General features: G+C 55.3%; 14 protein-coding genes and 2 pseudogenes. 11 read left to right on the forward strand and 5 right to left on the reverse strand.

The genetic code is table 11. The features are described from left to right. Positions 1-93: 93 nt before the first annotated feature. From O1722_RS12880 to clcB, 8 genes are all read left to right on the forward strand, one after another. A complete protein-coding gene (locus O1722_RS12880) occupies positions 94-1,221 on the forward strand; it encodes an alpha/beta hydrolase (protein ID WP_033487064.1) in 1,128 nt (375 codons plus the stop codon). Positions 1,222-1,278: 57 nt separating this feature from the next. Next, complete coding sequence (locus O1722_RS12885) at positions 1,279-2,463, forward strand: MFS transporter (RefSeq protein WP_033487065.1); 1,185 nt, start codon at positions 1,279-1,281, stop codon at positions 2,461-2,463. Between the two features lie 146 nt (positions 2,464-2,609). After that, a complete protein-coding gene (locus O1722_RS12890) occupies positions 2,610-3,359 on the forward strand; it encodes a YoaK family protein (RefSeq protein ID WP_017384553.1) in 750 nt (249 codons plus the stop codon). Between the two features lie 250 nt (positions 3,360-3,609). After that, positions 3,610-4,320: an osmoprotectant ABC transporter permease OsmY gene (gene osmY, locus O1722_RS12895; protein WP_032648184.1), complete on the forward strand. Its 711-nt coding sequence runs from the start codon at positions 3,610-3,612 to the stop codon at positions 4,318-4,320. 18 nt (positions 4,321-4,338) lie between these two features. Beyond that, complete coding sequence (gene osmX, locus O1722_RS12900) at positions 4,339-5,238, forward strand: osmoprotectant ABC transporter substrate-binding protein OsmX (RefSeq protein ID WP_100151272.1); 900 nt, start codon at positions 4,339-4,341, stop codon at positions 5,236-5,238. Between the two features lie 8 nt (positions 5,239-5,246). After that, positions 5,247-5,894 carry an osmoprotectant ABC transporter permease OsmW gene (gene osmW, locus O1722_RS12905; protein WP_006808875.1) on the forward strand — a complete coding sequence of 216 codons (648 nt, stop codon included), beginning with the start codon at positions 5,247-5,249 and terminating at the stop codon, positions 5,892-5,894. Further along, positions 5,894-7,042 (forward strand): osmoprotectant ABC transporter ATP-binding protein OsmV, encoded by a 1,149-nt coding sequence (gene osmV, locus O1722_RS12910; RefSeq protein ID WP_003857446.1) that lies wholly within the window; start codon positions 5,894-5,896, stop codon positions 7,040-7,042. Before osmW ends, osmV begins: the two co-directional genes overlap by 1 nt. A gap of 105 nt (positions 7,043-7,147) precedes the next feature. Continuing rightward, positions 7,148-8,458, forward strand: coding sequence for a voltage-gated ClC-type chloride channel ClcB (clcB, locus tag O1722_RS12915; RefSeq protein WP_023296525.1), 1,311 nt, complete (start codon positions 7,148-7,150; stop codon positions 8,456-8,458). Here the strand turns inward: clcB and bioD are convergent. The 3 genes from bioD to O1722_RS12930 all read right to left on the reverse strand — a co-directional run bounded on the left by bioD (position 8,393) and on the right by O1722_RS12930 (position 11,465). Next, positions 8,393-9,088, reverse strand: coding sequence for a dethiobiotin synthase (bioD, locus tag O1722_RS12920; protein ID WP_015570628.1), 696 nt, complete (start codon positions 9,086-9,088; stop codon positions 8,393-8,395). The two genes, clcB and bioD, sit on opposite strands and share 66 nt — an antisense overlap. 129 nt (positions 9,089-9,217) lie before the next feature. Further along, the gene (gene mlc, locus O1722_RS12925) at positions 9,218-10,438 is read right to left on the reverse strand and encodes a sugar metabolism global transcriptional regulator Mlc (RefSeq protein ID WP_003857451.1); all 1,221 of its coding nucleotides are present in this window, start codon (positions 10,436-10,438) and stop codon (positions 9,218-9,220) included. 121 nt (positions 10,439-10,559) lie between these two features. Continuing rightward, positions 10,560-11,465 carry a LysR family transcriptional regulator gene (locus O1722_RS12930; protein WP_015570629.1) on the reverse strand — a complete coding sequence of 302 codons (906 nt, stop codon included), beginning with the start codon at positions 11,463-11,465 and terminating at the stop codon, positions 10,560-10,562. Positions 11,466-11,586: 121 nt separating this feature from the next. Between O1722_RS12930 and O1722_RS12935 the strand changes: the two are divergent. Further along, positions 11,587-12,681, forward strand: a pseudogene (locus tag O1722_RS12935) (MFS transporter); the annotation flags it as partial. A 56-nt stretch (positions 12,682-12,737) separates the two neighbouring features. On the opposite strand, the gene O1722_RS12940 reads toward O1722_RS12935, so the two are convergent. After that, the gene (locus tag O1722_RS12940; protein WP_022652343.1) at positions 12,738-13,706 is read right to left on the reverse strand and encodes an IS5-like element IS903B family transposase; all 969 of its coding nucleotides are present in this window, start codon (positions 13,704-13,706) and stop codon (positions 12,738-12,740) included. Positions 13,707-13,738: 32 nt separating this feature from the next. On the opposite strand from O1722_RS12940, the pseudogene O1722_RS12945 reads away from it, so the two are divergent. Further along, a pseudogene (locus O1722_RS12945) lies at positions 13,739-13,906 on the forward strand (MFS transporter); the annotation flags it as partial. A 73-nt stretch (positions 13,907-13,979) separates the two neighbouring features. Here O1722_RS12945 and O1722_RS12950 read toward each other — a convergent pair. Continuing rightward, positions 13,980-14,570 carry a hypothetical protein gene (locus tag O1722_RS12950; protein ID WP_127341563.1) on the reverse strand — a complete coding sequence of 197 codons (591 nt, stop codon included), beginning with the start codon at positions 14,568-14,570 and terminating at the stop codon, positions 13,980-13,982. 264 nt (positions 14,571-14,834) lie between these two features. Between O1722_RS12950 and O1722_RS12955 the strand changes: the two genes are divergently transcribed. After that, on the forward strand, positions 14,835-16,322 hold the full coding sequence (locus O1722_RS12955) for a carboxypeptidase M32 (RefSeq protein WP_033487066.1): 1,488 nt from the start codon (positions 14,835-14,837) through the stop codon (positions 16,320-16,322). The last annotated feature ends 149 nt before the right edge of the window (positions 16,323-16,471 follow it).

The raw sequence follows: 16,471 nt of genomic DNA on the forward strand, positions 1-16,471 counted from the left end.
AATATGATATTAATCTTAGCATCCTTTGGCCTCTAATCAGCACTATTTCTGCTAACTATAATGACCGCATTACAACAACACACGGTACCTCTTATGCAAACATTCACCCAAAAACTGTCCGTTGCGCTGCTGCTATGCGCATCATTAAGTGGAGTGACAACAATGAGTTATGCAGAAACACGAAATCCTGCCGCCCCCGTTTCGATGGTGACAACCTGGGATAAGACCTTCGCCGAGAGCAATAAAGTCGACCACCGCAAGGTGACGTTCGAGAACCGATACGGGATCACCCTGGTCGGCGATCTGTACATTCCCAGGAACAGCGGCGACCAGAAGCTGGCGGCGATTGCCGTCAGTGGACCGTTCGGTGCGGTAAAAGAACAATCCAGTGGTCTTTACGCCCAGACTCTGGCTGAACAGGGGTTCGTGACCCTGGCCTTCGACCCATCCTACACGGGTGAAAGCGGCGGCCAGCCGCGTAACGTTGCCTCCCCTGACATCAACACCGAAGACTTTAGCGCCGCAGTGGATTTCCTCGGATTACAGAAAGAAGTCGACCGTAACCGTATCGGCATTCTCGGGATCTGCGGCTGGGGTGGTATGGCGCTGAACGCGGCATCCATGGATACCCGCGTGAAGGCGGTCGCCACCAGCGTAATGTACGATATGAGCCGCGCGATGGGTCACGGCGTGGGCGACGGGAGAGATCGTTATTCAGCGGCCGATCGCCGGGCCGTGTTGCAGTATCTGAACGCGCAACGCTGGAAAGATGCTGAAAGCGGCACCTTCGCCCATGGCGGCCACGATATTTATGTCGATGAAAACGGTAAGGTAACGGCGGCCGGGCGTATTCTGCCGGAAGCATTGCCCGCCGATCCGCATCCGGTACTGAAAGAGTTCTATGATTACTACCGTATGCCGCGCGGCTTCCATGCCCGTTCCGTAAACTCCACCGGCGCATGGACCGCGACCATGCCGTTGTCCTTTATGAATATGCCGCTGCTGAGCTATGCCGGGGAGATCACCATCCCAACGCTGATTGTGACCGGTGAAAACGCGCACTCACGTTATTTTGCGGAAGATGCGTTTAAAGCTGTCGGCAGCAAACAGAAGGAACTGGTGATTGTTCCCGGTGCGAATCACGTTGATCTCTACGATAACGTCGCAGGGAAAATCCCGTTCGCGCAGTTCGGGCAGTTTTTCAAAACCAGTCTGAATTAATTCTCTTAGCCCCCGGCAATCAGGGGGCTTATCTTCTCTTCGCCGTGAATTACACCTATGTCCACACTGAATCAAACCTCATCCCGTGATGCTGAGCGTGCACACTGGGGCGGTATTTTTGCCATGACCCTGTGCGTTTTTGTCCTCATTGCCTCGGAATTTATGCCCGTCAGTCTGCTCACGCCCCTCGCCAGAGATTTAGGGGTGACAGAGGGGACGGCTGGCCAGGGGATCGCCCTCTCTGGTGCGCTGGCTGTCCTGACCAGCCTTTTTCTTTCCCGGCTTGCCGGGAATATGAATCGCAAACATCTTCTTTCAGGCATGACCGTCCTGATGGCGCTGTCAGGGATCATTATCGCCTTCGCCCCAAACGCTTTGATGTATATGGCAGGCCGGGCGCTGATCGGCATCGCCATCGGCGGTTTCTGGTCGATGTCTGCTGCCACCGCCATTCGGCTGGTGCCTCAGCATCAGGTCTCTCGTGCGCTGGCGATTTTTAACGGCGGCAACGCGCTGGCGACGGTGGTCGCCGCCCCGCTGGGCAGTTATCTCGGCTCGACCATTGGCTGGCGCGGCGCGTTTCTTTGCCTGGTTCCCGTGGCGATTGTGGCGTTCATCTGGCAATATTTTAGCCTGCCCAACATGGGCGGGAACCAGCGGCCGTCGCCACGTAAAAGCGTATTTCGCCTGCTCCACCAGCCTGCGGTTTCGGTGGGTCTGATGGCGTGCGGCCTGTTCTTCATGGGACAGTTTGCGTTATTTACCTATGTGCGCCCCTTCCTCGAAACCGTCACCCACGTCAGTCCTTCCGGCTTATCGCTGATCCTGCTCACTATCGGTATCGCAGGTTTCATCGGCACGCTGATCGTCGCGCTGGTCCTGAATGCCGCGTTTTACCCCACCTTAATGGCCATACCGCTGCTTATGGCGCTCATTGCAGGGGTATTAATGCTCACCGGGGACAGCCTGTGGATCGTGGCCCTGCTGTTAGGTTTCTGGGGAATGCTGGCAACTGCGGCCCCTACGGGCTGGTGGACGTGGATCGCCCGTACGTTACCGGAAGATGCCGAGGCTGGCGGCGGGCTAATGGTCGCGGTGATCCAACTCTCCATTGCGCTTGGCTCAACGGCGGGTGGCGTGGTGTTTGATACCTTTGGCTGGCAGAGCACCTTCGCTTTAAGCAGCATATTACTCCTGAGTGCAGGGGTGCTGACTTTTACGACGTCGCGCCATCGGAAATAAGGCTTTATATTAACAGGGTTGTTTTATTTAATTACAAAACCTCGCTCACCTCCCGTAGAAATAATAATTAAGCAATATCCTGGTCAGCCAGCGACATCGCTTTGTTAGCTTGAGCATTCAGGCAAAGCTCAAACCGGAGGTATTCTTTGCTGATTAAATTAAAGAAAGAACGAACGCATCAGGAGGATCGTCGTCTTGCCCTCTGGCTGGCGACCTCCGCGGGACTGCTGAATGCCATTGCGCTGGGCGCGTTCGGTTTTTTTCCCTCGCATATGACGGGCAATACCTCGCAGCTATCCAGCGAAGTTTCCTCCACCGATCTCAGCGATATTCTTTTCTTTGGCGCCATTATTCTTTCGTTTGTCTCAGGCGCCATCGCTGCGCGGATTATTGTTATCTGGGGGATTATCCATAACGTCAGGCTGGTATTCAGCCAGGTTCTGTTTGTTGAAGGGCTATTACTGGCCGGGGTATCCCTGTACGAAATGTATTTTCACTCCTTCGCCACGAATCAGGAGATTATTATTTTCCTGTGCGGGTTGATGGGAATTCATAATTCCACCTCCACTCAACTATCCGGCGGTCGGGTGAGATCCACGCACATCACCGGCACGCTGACCGATGCGGGCATTTCGCTGGCCTCCGTTATGGTCGCCATGCTGCGCCGGGATTACTCCAAAGATACGGCCGCGCAAAAGAGTCAGCTCAAAACCCATTTAACTACCCTTTTCTCCTTTATCAGCGGCGGGATCGCGGGGCTGATCCTGTTCAGAGAGTTTGGATTCCACGCGATGCTGGCGCTGGGCCTGTTGCTGGTAATCGTCGCCGCCTTCTCTATCGTCCGCATCTCGTGGCGCGTACGCAAGGTGCGCGCCGCGCTCAGTCGACAGGTATAATCAGCACGCTTTATGTGACGTTGTCACGTAAGGCGTACTTCTTTAAGACTATTCTGCCTGCCCACTGACAGCCCTTATGCCATAAGGCTTCACTCAGGTTGTCACTAATTTCATAGGGTTACTGATTTACCCCCTTCGCTGGAACCCTTCCGTTTCGCTTGCTATAGGTGAAATACCCCTGCCGAAACATGGCATAACAACAGGCAACCGGTGGTTGCTATAACGCATGCGCACAGGGAGACACACCGCAATGCACCCATTACTTAAACGTTCGCTGCTTTTTGTCGGCGCGATTATCGTGGTTCTCGCTCTCCTCACCTGGGGAATTGGACTGGAGACGATTAAGGCGCGCCAGGTTGACCTGATTTACCTCGGGCAACAGCACCTGATTCTGGTCTTTTCATCCATGTTCTTTGCCCTGCTGGTGGGTATTCCAAGCGGGATTCTGCTGAGCCGTCCGGCCGCGCGTGGTATCGCCGAATATGTGATGCAAATCTTTAACGTGGGCAACACCCTGCCGCCGCTGGCCGTTCTGGCACTGGCGATGGTGGTGATTGGCATCGGTGATAAACCGGCCATTATCGCCCTCTTTCTGGCCTCTCTGCTGCCGATTGTGCGTAACACCTATGCCGGGCTGTGCTCTGTTCCCGCGTCGTTGCTGGAAGCGGCAAACGGTATCGGCATGACCAAATGGCAGCGCCTGAGTCAGGTTGAGATCCCAAACGCTTGGCCGGTGATGCTTTCCGGTATTCGCATTGCCACTGCGATTAACGTCGGTACCGCACCGCTGGCATTCCTGATTGGCGCCAGCAGCTACGGCGAGCTGATTTTCCCTGGGATCTATCTGAATGATTTCCCGACGCTGATCCTGGGCGCGGCGGCCACCGCTCTGTTCGCCCTGATTCTGGATACGCTGCTGGCGGCACTGGGCCGATTACTGAGCCCGCATCTCGCGCGATAATTATAACAAGGAGCTTCTATGAGACTGTTTTCCGGGCTGACGGCGCTATGCGCCGCCGCGCTTTTCACCAGCCAGGCGCTCGCCGCGCCGCTGATCCTGGCCACCAAGAGCTTTACCGAGCAGCACATTCTCTCGGCCATGACCGTGCAGTATCTGCAAAAGAAAGGGTTTCAGGTACAGCCTCAGACCAATATTGCAACGGTGATTTCCCGTAACGCGATGATCAACAAGCAGATTGATATGACCTGGGAGTATACCGGCACCTCGCTGATCATCTTCAACCACATCAACAAACGCATGTCGCCGCAGGAATCGTACGAGACGGTGAAACGCCTCGATGCGAAGCACGGTCTGGTGTGGCTTAAACCTGCCGATATGAACAATACCTATGCCTTTGCCATGCAGCGCAAGCGCGCCGAGGCTGAACATATCAATACCATGTCTGAGATGGTGGCAAAGATTGAGCAGATCCGTAAAACCGATCCGGATAACAACTGGCTGCTGGGCCTTGACCTGGAATTTGCCGGGCGCAGCGACGGGATGAAACCGTTGCAGGCAGCCTACAACATGGAGCTGGACCGCCCGCAGATCCGCCAGATGGATCCGGGCCTGGTCTATAACGCGGTGCGCCACGGGTTTGTCGATGCGGGGCTGATCTACACCACCGACGGGCGCGTAAAGGGCTTCGATCTTAAAGTGCTGGAAGATGACAAAGGCTTCTTCCCGAGTTATGCCGTGACGCCAGTTGTTCGAAAAGACACGCTGGAGGCTAATCCGGGGCTGGAGGAGGCGCTGAACACCCTATCAGCCCAGCTCAATAATGACGTTATCACCGAACTGAATAAGAAGGTGGATATCGACCATCAGTCACCGCAGCAGGTCGCCCGTGATTTCCTGCGTAGCAAACAGTTGCTGTAGGAGGCGCTATGGAGACGATTCACTATATTCTCGACAACTGGGACTATCTCTTAACCCTGACGCTGCAACACCTGTGGCTGGTGGCGCTCGCCGTGGGCCTGGCGATTATTATTGGCGTGCCGCTGGGCATTTTAATTGTCCGCCATAAATGGCTGGCAACGCCGGTGCTGGGAATTGCCACCATTGTGCTCACCATCCCGTCAATTGCGCTTTTCGGCCTGATGATCCCGCTCTTTTCGCTGATCGGTCAGGGCATTGGCGCCCTGCCCGCGATTACGGCGGTGTTCCTCTATTCGCTGCTGCCGATTGTGCGTAACACCCACACGGCGCTCGACAGCCTGCCGCCGGGCCTGCGTGAAGCGGGACGCGGCATCGGCATGACCTTCTGGCAGCGTCTGCGCTGGGTGGAAATCCCGATGGCGTTGCCGGTGATTTTTGGCGGCATCCGCACCGCCGTGGTGATGAACATCGGCGTCATGGCGATTGCCGCCGTGATCGGTGCGGGCGGGCTGGGCCTGCTGCTGCTTAACGGTATTGGCGGGAGTGATATTCGTATGTTGATTGCGGGCGCGCTGATGATTTGTCTTTTAGCGATTGTGCTCGACTGGTTGCTGCACCGTTTGCAGGTGGTACTGACTCCGAAGGGGATTCGATAATGATAAAACTGGAAAACCTCACCAAACAATTTTCACAGAAACACGGCCAGACGTTTAAGGCCGTCGACAACGTCAACCTGAACGTGCCTGAAGGGGAAATGTGCGTGCTGCTCGGCCCGTCCGGCTGCGGGAAAACCACTACCCTAAAGATGATCAACCGTCTCATTACGCCAAGCAGCGGGACGATCCTGATTAACGGCGAAGACACCAGCGGAATGGACACCGTGACCCTGCGTCGCAACATTGGCTACGTGATCCAGCAAATTGGCCTGTTCCCCAACATGACCATCGAAGAGAACATTACCGTCGTGCCGCGCATGCTGGGTTGGGATAAAGCGCGCTGTAAATCCCGTGCCGAGGAGCTGATGGATATGGTGGCAATGGATCCGCATAAATTCCTTCACCGCTATCCGCGCGAAATGTCCGGCGGTCAGCAGCAGCGTATCGGCGTCATCCGCGCGCTGGCAGCGGATCCTCCGGTCCTGCTGATGGATGAACCGTTCGGCGCGGTCGACCCGATTAACCGTGAGGTGATCCAGAACCAGTTCCTGGAGATGCAGCGCAAGCTGAAAAAGACCGTGATGCTGGTGAGCCACGATATTGACGAAGCGCTGAAGCTGGGCGACCGTATTGCCGTCTTCCGTCAGGGACGTATCGTGCAGTGCGCCAGCCCGGACGAGCTGCTGGCGAAACCCGCGAATGAGTTTGTTGGCTCGTTTGTTGGCCAGGACCGGACGTTGAAACGCCTGCTGCTGGTATCGGCGGGCGACGTCACCGACCAGCAGCCTACCATTACGGTACGCGAATCGACGCCGCTGCCGGAGGCCTTCGCCACCATGGATGACAACGATATTCGCGCCATTACCGTGGTTGATGAGCACGGCAAACCGCTCGGCTTTGTGAAGCGCCGCGAAGCGCGTAACGCCAGCGGCAGCTGCGGGGATATTCTGCATCCGTTCCGCATGACCGGTAAGGCCGAGGATAACCTGCGCGTGGTGCTTTCTCGCCTGTATGAGAGCAACACCAGCTGGATGCCGATTGTGGACGAGGACGGACGCTATAACGGCGAAATATCCCAGGATTATATTGCGGAGTATTTGAGCTCAGGGCGTACGCGCCGGGCGTTGAATATTCATAGCGAGAGTTAAGCATTCAGGCCGGGTACTGCCCGGCCTTTTTCCGCACGCATACCTTTTGCTAACCTCCCGATTTACCGCCACAATATTGTATCGTCCCCGTTAAATCACGACTTCATGCAACGTCTTCACGCTTACCCCGACATCCGCGCGATGTTTCGTCGTCTCCTGATTGCTACCGTCACCGGCGTGCTGGCGGCGCTGGCCGTTGCGGTGTTCCGCCACAGCATGTATCTGCTGGAGTGGCTATTTCTCAGCAACGAAAGCGGAAGTCTGGTGAACGCCGCAGCCGCGTTATCACCCTGGCGGCGGGCGCTGACGCCTGCGCTGGGTGGTCTGGCCGCGGGAATGCTACTGTGGGGATGGCAGCGCATGACGGCACAACGTCCCCACGCCCCCACCGATTATATGGAAGCGCTTGAGACGGGTGACGGCCAGTTTGATTACGGCGCCAGCCTGGTGAAATCCCTCGCGTCGTTGCTGGTGGTCGCCAGCGGCAGCGCCATCGGCCGTGAAGGCGCCATGATCCTGCTTGCTGCCCTCGCCGCCTCCTTTTTTGCACAACGTTGTACGCCGAAATCCGAATGGAAACTGTGGATCGCCTGCGGTGCCGCCGCCGGGATGGCCAGCGCCTATCATGCGCCGCTGGCGGGCAGCCTGTTTATCGCAGAGATCCTGTTTGGCACGCTGATGCTGGCCTCCCTCGGCCCGGTGGTGATTGCTGCTGTAGTGGCCCTGCTGACCACGCGCCTGTTAAGTCCCGGCGCGAATACGCTATATGATGTCCATCTCAGCGAGATGCTTACGGCGGTGGATTATTTCCTGATCGTTGGCGTGGGTCTGCTGGCTGGCGTTTGCGGCCCGCTGCTGATGTGGCTGATGGCGGCCAGCCACAGGCTGTTTCTGCGTCTCAAACTTTCACCGCCGTGGCAGCTGGCGCTGGGTGGTCTGATCGTCGGGCTGCTGTCGCTGCTAACGCCGAAGGTATGGGGGAATGGCTATAGCGTGGTTCAGGCGTTTTTGCAGTCACCGCCGCTGCTGTCGGTGATTGCTGGCGTCTTTATTTGCAAGCTGCTGGCGGTGCTGGCAAGCAGCGGGTCCGGCGCGCCGGGAGGCGTGTTCACGCCAACCTTGTTTGTCGGTATGGCAACGGGAATGCTGTTTGCGCAGATCTTTGCGCTGTGGTTTCCTGGCTCTGAGACGGCGATCCTGCTCGGACTGGCGGGTATGGCGACGCTGCTCGCCGCCACAACGCATGCGCCAATCATGTCGGCCTTGATGGTATGTGAGATGACCGGGCAGTATTTTTTACTTCCCGGTTTGCTGGTTGCCTGTGTTGTGGCGTCGGTATTGTCGAGAACGCTACGCCACGACTCGATCTACGGCCAGCATACCGCCGAAAGCCGAGAGATCGATGTAGTGCGCTAATTCGCGCTGCTCGGCGCGGGGCAGATAAGGCAGTTCGCCCACCAGCGGGCCAGGCAGCTTTTTGCTCAGCACATCGATGATTTCAGCGTAGTGCGCAAGGCCCGGGTTAATACGGTTCGCCACCCAACCAATCAGCGGCAGGCCGTCATTAGCGATAGCCTGCGCCGTCAGCAAGGCATGGTTGATGCACCCTTCCTGAATGCCCACGACCATAATCACCGGCAACTGCTCCTGCACCACCCATTCGGAAAGGGGACGTAAATCGTTCATCAGGCTGCGCCAGCCGCCGGTCCCTTCAACGACAACGTGGTCAACCTTTTCACTCAGATTTGCCAGGCCATCAGAAAGCAGGCTGTAGTTGATAAGCCCACTGTGAGCGACGCTGCTTTCCTCTTCGCTTAAGGCGATAGGATTAACGGCATCATAAGGCAGTTCCAGAGACGAGACGCTTTGCAGAACCAGGGCATCCTTATTGCGCAGCCCTTCTGGCGTCTCTTTACTGCCTTTTGCAACCGGCTTGTATCCTGCAACGCGTTTACCGCTTGCCGCCAGGGCCTGAAGTAACGCGCGGGATACGACTGTCTTCCCGACAGACGTATCCGTACCAGTAATAAAGAAACGCTTAAGCATGACTCATTCCACCTCTTGGGTATGCTTCAAAATATAAACCAGGTAAATAATTCAGTGGGGAAAGTCTACGGGATGCGTGCGCTACCGGGCTTGAGATAGCGCAATTTTTCGTACATCTCTGGAAAAGAGTTAGCCCTGTAGCAAACGAATCAGTAACGAGCCGTTGTACATCGCATCTTTTACCAGCGCGGCGCCGGCCATCGTACCCTGGTTGGAAAATTGCGTACTTTCGACCACGATGTTTTTACTGTACGCGGGAAGCGCCTGCTGATTGATGCAGGCGGAAATCGCCGGAAAGAGGATATCCGCCGCCTGGCTGAGCGGGGAGCCGATCAGTATTTTTTGCGGGTTAAACAGGTTCACCATAATGGCCAGAATGCGCCCGACATTATTGCCCACGCCGGTAATAATGTCCTTCGCCAGCAGATCGCCCTGCCTTGCCGCAGCGCACAGTGCCTCGACGCTTAACGGTTGACCGTGCAGCGTGGAGCTCATCGACTGGCTGAGCCGCACCTGCGCCAGCTCCAGCACGCTTTCGACGCTGGCAATCGTCTCCAGACAGCCATGGTTACCGCAGTAGCAGCGTTTTCCGTACGGATCGACCTGCGTATGGCCGATCTCCACCAGGCTACTGCTGCCAGCATGCAACAGACGCCCGTCGGTGATCACACCTGCGCCAACGTTATGATCAATCACCACCTGAATTACGTCGCGTGCGCCCCGGGAGGCACCAAACAATGCCTCCGCCATCGTCCAGGCGCTGATATCATGCTGAATGTAGACCGGCACACCGGTGTGGTTTTCCAGCACGTCGCCCAGCGGCATCTCTTTGACGTTTTCATAAAACGGCATGCGGTGAACAATGCCATTTTCGGTATCAATAATTCCCGGCAGGGTGATCGCAATCGCCGTTAAACGTTCAAGACGCTGCTGGTGACGAATAAAGAACTGGTCGATGTGGGTCAGAATGGCATCGAGAAGTGGTTGCTCTGCATTAAGCGGGAGTTCCAGCCGGTCCTCCACCACCAGCTTGCTGCTGAGGTCGCGCAGCGCGAGGAAGATTTCCCCGCGGCTAATCCGCAGCGACAGGTAGTGCCAGGCTTCCGTTTCCACCACCAGCCCTACCGCCGGACGGCCACGGCTGCCCGGCTCCTGAATTTCTGTCTCCTGAACCAGATGGGCTTCCAGCATTTCGCGGACAATCTTGGTAATACTGGCGGGTGCCAGTTGTGCCAGGCGCGAAAGATCGATACGCGAAACCGGACCAAGCTGATCAATCAGGCGATAAACGGCACCCGCGTTGGTCTGCTTGATCTGATCGATATGCCCTGGCTGACTATCAGCAACCACCTCGTACTCCCTTATTTTCGAGCTTCGAAATAAACTGAGGGCTATGGTGAAGCACTTCAATGGCTGACGTCAAATTTTTACTTAGCCATGTGATTTACTGCACATTTTCGCCCACTTTTCCCTATAAATAATGCCCGCGAGAAGCGGTAATTAATTGTTCTTTGAAACGCTGTGCCGCATGGCTCTGTTCATGATGTTTAGACCACACCAGCCACATCTCTGAGACTGCATCCTGCTCGGCTATCTTCACCCAGCGCATTTCCGCCAGTTGTACCCGTTTAAATGAGGCCGGGAGAATCGATACGCCAAGCCCTGCGGCAACGAGACCAATGATCGTCATGGCTTCCCCCACCTCCTGCGCGATAGTCGGGACAAGGCCATATCGCCGCATCAGACCAAGAATATCGTCATACAACCCGGTACCCACCTGTGGGTCAAAAAAGACAAACGGCTCTTTCGCCAGTTCAGCCAGCGAGACGCTGTGCTGCGCGGCGAGCGGATGATCCCGGGGGATCATCGCCATCAGCGGTTCGCGGAGGATCACCTGCCACGCCAGGGTATCAGGCAACTGCGTGTTACGCATCAGCCCCAGGTCGAGCGATCCTTCGTTAAGCGGCGATATCTGCTCCCGGGTATTTATTTCGCGCGTCTGAATATGCACATCCGGAAAGTTACGGCGAAACGAGGATAGCGTTTGTGAAACAGCGCTGATAAAGGGGGCCGATGAGGTAAACCCGATGCGCAGCTCCCCCGTCTCCCCAAGATAAAGCCGTTCCGCTCTGGCGGCGGCGTCCTCCACCATACTCAGGATCTGCCGGCTATCGGCGAGAAACTGTTTTCCCGCCGCCGTCAGGCTCACGCTGCGGTTGGTTCGCGCCAGCAGACGCGCCCCGACCTGCTGCTCCAGGATCTGGATCTGCTGGCTTAGCGGTGGCTGAGAGATATTCAGCCTTGCCGCCGCACGACCAAAATGCAGCTCTTCGGCGACGGCGACAAAATAGCGCAGATGGCGCAGCTCGATATTCATATTTTTAAAGTATCATTTGAGATTATTAATATATTAGACAGAATATTTACATTTTCCTACCCTAATCTTGTGGTCATACCCGTCACCAGAAACCACGGGGATGTTTAAGCAAGGATTATGTGTGAGCCGTACAACGACCGTTGATATCGCGCCGGCCAGCGACATTGATGATTTACCCGCAGCACCGCAGCCGGTTCAGTTTATTAAACGTGGTACCCCCCAGTTTATGCGCGTCACGCTGGCGCTCTTCTCAGCAGGTCTCGCCACTTTTGCCCTGCTCTACTGCGTTCAGCCGATCCTGCCGGTCCTGTCGCATGAATTTGGCGTGTCGCCAGCCAGCAGCAGTATTTCGCTCTCCATTTCAACCGGGATGCTGGCGATCGGTCTGCTGTTCACCGGGCCACTTTCGGATGCCATCGGACGTAAGCAGGTCATGGTAACGGCGTTAATGCTGGCCTCCGTGTGTACCTTGCTGTCCACCATGATGACCAGCTGGCACGGCATTCTGGTCATGCGCGCGCTGATTGGGTTATCCCTCAGCGGCGTGGCGGCGGTCGGGATGACCTATCTCAGCGAGGAGATCCACCCGAGCTTCGTGGCCTTCTCCATGGGGCTATACATTAGCGGGAACTCTATCGGCGGGATGAGCGGACGCCTGCTCAGCGGTGTGTTTACTGATTTCTTTAACTGGCGCATTGCACTGGCCGTTATCGGCTGCTTCGCCCTCGCTTCGGCGCTGATGTTCTGGAAAATCCTGCCGGAATCGCGCCATTTCCGCCCGACCTCCCTGCGTCCGAAAACGTTATTTATCAACTTTCGTCTGCACTGGCGCGATCAAGGGCTGCCCCGTTTGTTCCTGACCGGTTTCCTGCTGATGGGCTCGTTCGTGACGCTGTTTAATTACATCGGCTATCGTCTGATGCTTTCACCGTGGCATCTTAGTCAGGCATTGGTGGGTTTGCTCTCTGTGGCATATCTCACCGGGACATGGAGTTCGCCAAAAGCGGGCGCCATGACCGCGCGCTTCGGTCGTGGTCCGGTGATGCTGGTTTCCACCGCCGTGATGCTGTTCGGACTGCTGATGACGCTTTTCTCTTCCCTGTGGCTGATTTTTGCCGGAATGCTGCTCTTCTCTGCGGGCTTCTTTGCCGCGCATTCCGTTGCCAGCAGCTGGATTGGCCCACGCGCGCGCCGCGCCAAAGGTCAGGCTTCGTCAGGCTTTGTTGAATAAATCAGATTTCGGGTAAGTCTCCCCCGTAGCGGGTTGTGTTTTCAGGCAATACGCACGCTTTCAGGCATACCTGCTTTCGTCATTTTGTTCAGCGCTCGTACCAGGGCCATAGCCTCCGCAACCTGACCATCGTAGTCACGCAGCGTCAGTGAACCCCCGAACAGCTGTTTTACCCGGTACATCGCCGTTTCCGCTATCGAGCGACGGTTGTAATCTGTTGTCCATTTCCACCGCGCATTACTCCCGGTCATTCGCTGATTAGCCACTGCACGGTTACGGTCTGCATATTCACCGGGCCAGTAACCCGCACCTTTTCGGGGTGGGATAAGCGCGCTGATTTTCTTACGCCGCAGTTCATCGTGACAGAGCCGGGTGTCGTAAGCGCCGTCTGCCGATGCTGCCCTGATTTTTCTGTGAGTCTGCCGGATAAGACCCGGGAAGGCTTCTGAGTCCGTCACATTGTTCAGCGACAGGTCTGCACAGATGATTTCATGTGTGTTGCTGTCAACTGCCAGATGCAACTTTCGCCATATACGACGGCGTTCCTGGCCATGCTTTTTGACTTTCCACTCGCCTTCACCAAAGACCTTCAGCCCGGTGGAATCAATCACCAGATGCGCGATTTCACCCCGGGTGAACGTTTTGAAACTGACGTTAACCGACTTTGCCCGCCTGCTGACACAGCTGTAATCCGGGCAGCGTAGCGGAACGTTCATCAGAGAAAAAATGGAATCAATAAAGCCCTGCGCAGCGCGCAGGGTCAGCCTGAATACGCGTTTAATGACCAGCACAGTCGTGATGGCAAGGTCAGAATAGCGCTGAGGTCTGCCTCGTGAAGAAGGTGTTGCTGACTCATACCAGGCCTGAATAGCTTCATCATCCAGCCAGAAAGTTATGGAGCCACGGTTGATGAGGGCTTTATTGTAGGTGGGCCAGTTGGTGATTTTGAACTTTTGCTTTGCCACGGAACGGTCTGCGTTGTCGGGAAGATGCGTGATCTGATCCTTCAACTCAGCAAAAGTTCGATTTATTCAACAAAGCCGCTTCGTCACTGTATCTGTTCAGTTACTATCTCGGTTCCAGCATAGCCGGTACGCTCGGCGGGGTGTTCTGGCATAACTACGGCTGGAACGGCGTGGGCGGATTTATCGCGCTGATGTTGTGCGCGGCACTGCTGGTGGGCGCGAGCCTGCATAAACGACTGCATTAAATTTAATTGAACTGACGATATTGCATATTACGAAAGGCCAAATTTGATGGCCTTTCGTTTTAAATGACTTAAATCAACGAGTATTGTAAGCGGCAATACCTGCGCCAACAATAGCCAATACACCCACCACTGCTTTAGCCTCTTTTACATGCTGGTTATGCATTATTGCTGCTTTATTAGCATTAACCGCGTTAGGGTCCAATGTAATAACATTGCTAAAATGATTCATGCAAGCTTCATCAACAGTTCCATTGAAGGTGCCCGAAAGTACTTTATCAGTTTTATTATCTATTGATAATGACAATGCACAAATATGAGTTGCCGTAGCACTGCCATAATTTCCAGTGGTGTCAGATGTTCCAACCGCCCCACCAGAAAAACCGTTACCATATCCCTGATAACTGGAACCACTCACCGCCACAGCATAAGTATCAGTACTAAAAGAACCGACAGACGTTGTCCCCTGATTACTGTCCCACTGATACATCGTCTGACTGCCATTGATGGGCATTGTACGTGTTGGTATCCCTAAATCAGTCATTGCTTCTGCCTTACTATGCCCAATAAGGGTAATTGTGGCATTTCTATACTGAGAAGGAACGGGTTGCATCGCGCAGCCACTTAGCAAAGGCGCTGCAATCGCGCAGAAAATAAATTTATTCATTATAAGAGTTGCCTATTAATTGACTTTGACGCATTGAATATCGCGCCAGATAAGAATATTCCTATACACTCTTCTATATTTGACTATGAGAGCTATTTTCAACATCCAAATAATTCACCCAATCAATATAAACAACATTATTTATTTGCGCAGATTATTCGATAACATAGAATATCAACGTCATTTGAATAAGTAACATATGTTTTAATCAGATATGAACCTCTGTATGCTCGTTATGACATTCAAACACAACGAGAGCACAGAATGAAAAATAACCATTTTTATCAATCTCTTACCAAAACCTTCCAGCGCCTCTCCCGCTTCTCGCACCTCTCCTCCATCGCCAGCTGGGACATGTTCACCATGATGCCGCCAGGCGGCAGCGCCGCGCGCGGTGAAGCGCTGGCGGAGATGAGCGTCCTGCAACATCAGATCCTGACCGATAAAAAAGTGGGTGAATGGCTGGCGGCGGCGGCAGACGAAGATCTGAACGACGTTGAGCAGGCCAACCTGCGTGAAATGACACGCCACTACCAGCAGGCCACTTTACTGCCGGAATCGCTGGTGGAGGCCAAATCGCTGGCGGGCAGCAGGTGTGAACACGCGTGGCGCACTCAGCGTCCGGCCAACGACTGGCAGGGCTTTTCAGCCAACCTGAAAGAGGTGGTGAAACTCAGTCGTGAAGAGGCCCGCCTGCGCGCTGAGGCTAAAGGCTGCACGCCTTACGACGCGCTGCTGGATATCTTTGAACCCGACATGACCAGCGCTCGCCTGGATGTGCTGTTCGGCGATCTGAAGTCCTGGCTGCCGGAGCTGCTGGCAAAAGTTGTGGAAAAACAGGCTCAACGATCGTTCGTTCCGCCACAGGGTCCCTTCCCGACCGCCACGCAGCGCGAGCTGGGCCTGGAAGCGATGAAAATGCTTGGCTTCGATTTTAATGGCGGTCGTCTGGACGTTAGCGCTCACCCGTTCTGCGGCGGCGTGCCGGAAGATGTACGTATCACCACGCGTTACGATGAAGATGAACTGCTCAGCGCGCTTTTCGGCGTGATCCACGAAACCGGACATGCCCGCTACGAGCAAAACCTTCCGCGAGCGTGGGCCGGCCAGCCCGTTGCGCTGGCGCGCTCTACGGCGATCCATGAATCCCAGAGCTTGTTCTTTGAAATGCAGCTGGGCCGCAGCGACGCTTTCCTGAAGCATCTGCTTCCGGCGGTTCATGCCCGTTTCGGCAGCCAGGCGGCATTCAGCGAAGAGAATTTTATTGCCTGGAACCAGCGCGTGAAGCCGGGCTACATCCGCGTTGATGCGGATGAAGTGAGCTATCCGGCGCATGTGGTGCTGCGCTATGAGATCGAGCGCGCGCTAATCAATGGCGAAATTGAAGTCGATGATATTCCCGCGTTATGGGATGAGAAAATGCAGGCGTGGCTTGGGTTATCCACCAAAGATAACTACCGCAACGGCTGTATGCAGGATATCCACTGGACCGACGGCGGTTTTGGCTACTTCCCGTCTTACACGCTGGGGGCAATGTATGCGGCACAGCTGTTCCATGCCGCCAAAACTGCGCTGCCCGGGTTGCAGGCATCCATTGCCGGGGGCGATTTCTCGGCGCTGTTTGACTGGCTGCGTCAGAATATCTGGCAGCACGGCAGCCGTTTCAGCACGTCGCAACTCATCACCCAGGCTACAGGTGAAGATCTGAATATCCGCTACTTCCGCGAACACCTGACGTCCCGCTATCTGTAACCGAACGCGCCGGGGGGCCCACCCCGGCGTTGTACATATGGTTACACGCCGATACCAATCACTCACGGAAACCCCGAATTTACAGGGATATAGTTATTTCAACGGCCCCGCAGTGGGGTTAAATGAGAAACCAAATTCGAGGGTTTGAA

Source organism: Enterobacter cloacae complex sp. HYC003_NIDB (genome assembly GCF_056673375.1).

Bases quoted from the DNA above. Each gene is read 5' to 3' on its own strand.
- O1722_RS12880 (WP_033487064.1), top strand. From the start codon at position 94: ATGCAAACATTCACCCAAAAACTGTCCGTTGCGCTGCTGCTATGCGCA.
- O1722_RS12885 (WP_033487065.1), top strand. From the start codon at position 1,279: ATGTCCACACTGAATCAAACCTCATCCCGTGATGCTGAGCGTGCACAC.
- osmY (WP_032648184.1), top strand. From the start codon at position 3,610: ATGCACCCATTACTTAAACGTTCGCTGCTTTTTGTCGGCGCGATTATC.
- osmX (WP_100151272.1), top strand. From the start codon at position 4,339: ATGAGACTGTTTTCCGGGCTGACGGCGCTATGCGCCGCCGCGCTTTTC.
- osmW (WP_006808875.1), top strand. From the start codon at position 5,247: ATGGAGACGATTCACTATATTCTCGACAACTGGGACTATCTCTTAACC.
- osmV (WP_003857446.1), top strand. From the start codon at position 5,894: ATGATAAAACTGGAAAACCTCACCAAACAATTTTCACAGAAACACGGC.
- clcB (WP_023296525.1), top strand. From the start codon at position 7,148: ATGCAACGTCTTCACGCTTACCCCGACATCCGCGCGATGTTTCGTCGT.
- bioD (WP_015570628.1), bottom strand. From the start codon at position 9,088: ATGCTTAAGCGTTTCTTTATTACTGGTACGGATACGTCTGTCGGGAAG.
- O1722_RS12930 (WP_015570629.1), bottom strand. From the start codon at position 11,465: ATGAATATCGAGCTGCGCCATCTGCGCTATTTTGTCGCCGTCGCCGAA.
- O1722_RS12950 (WP_127341563.1), bottom strand. From the start codon at position 14,570: ATGAATAAATTTATTTTCTGCGCGATTGCAGCGCCTTTGCTAAGTGGC.
- O1722_RS12955 (WP_033487066.1), top strand. From the start codon at position 14,835: ATGAAAAATAACCATTTTTATCAATCTCTTACCAAAACCTTCCAGCGC.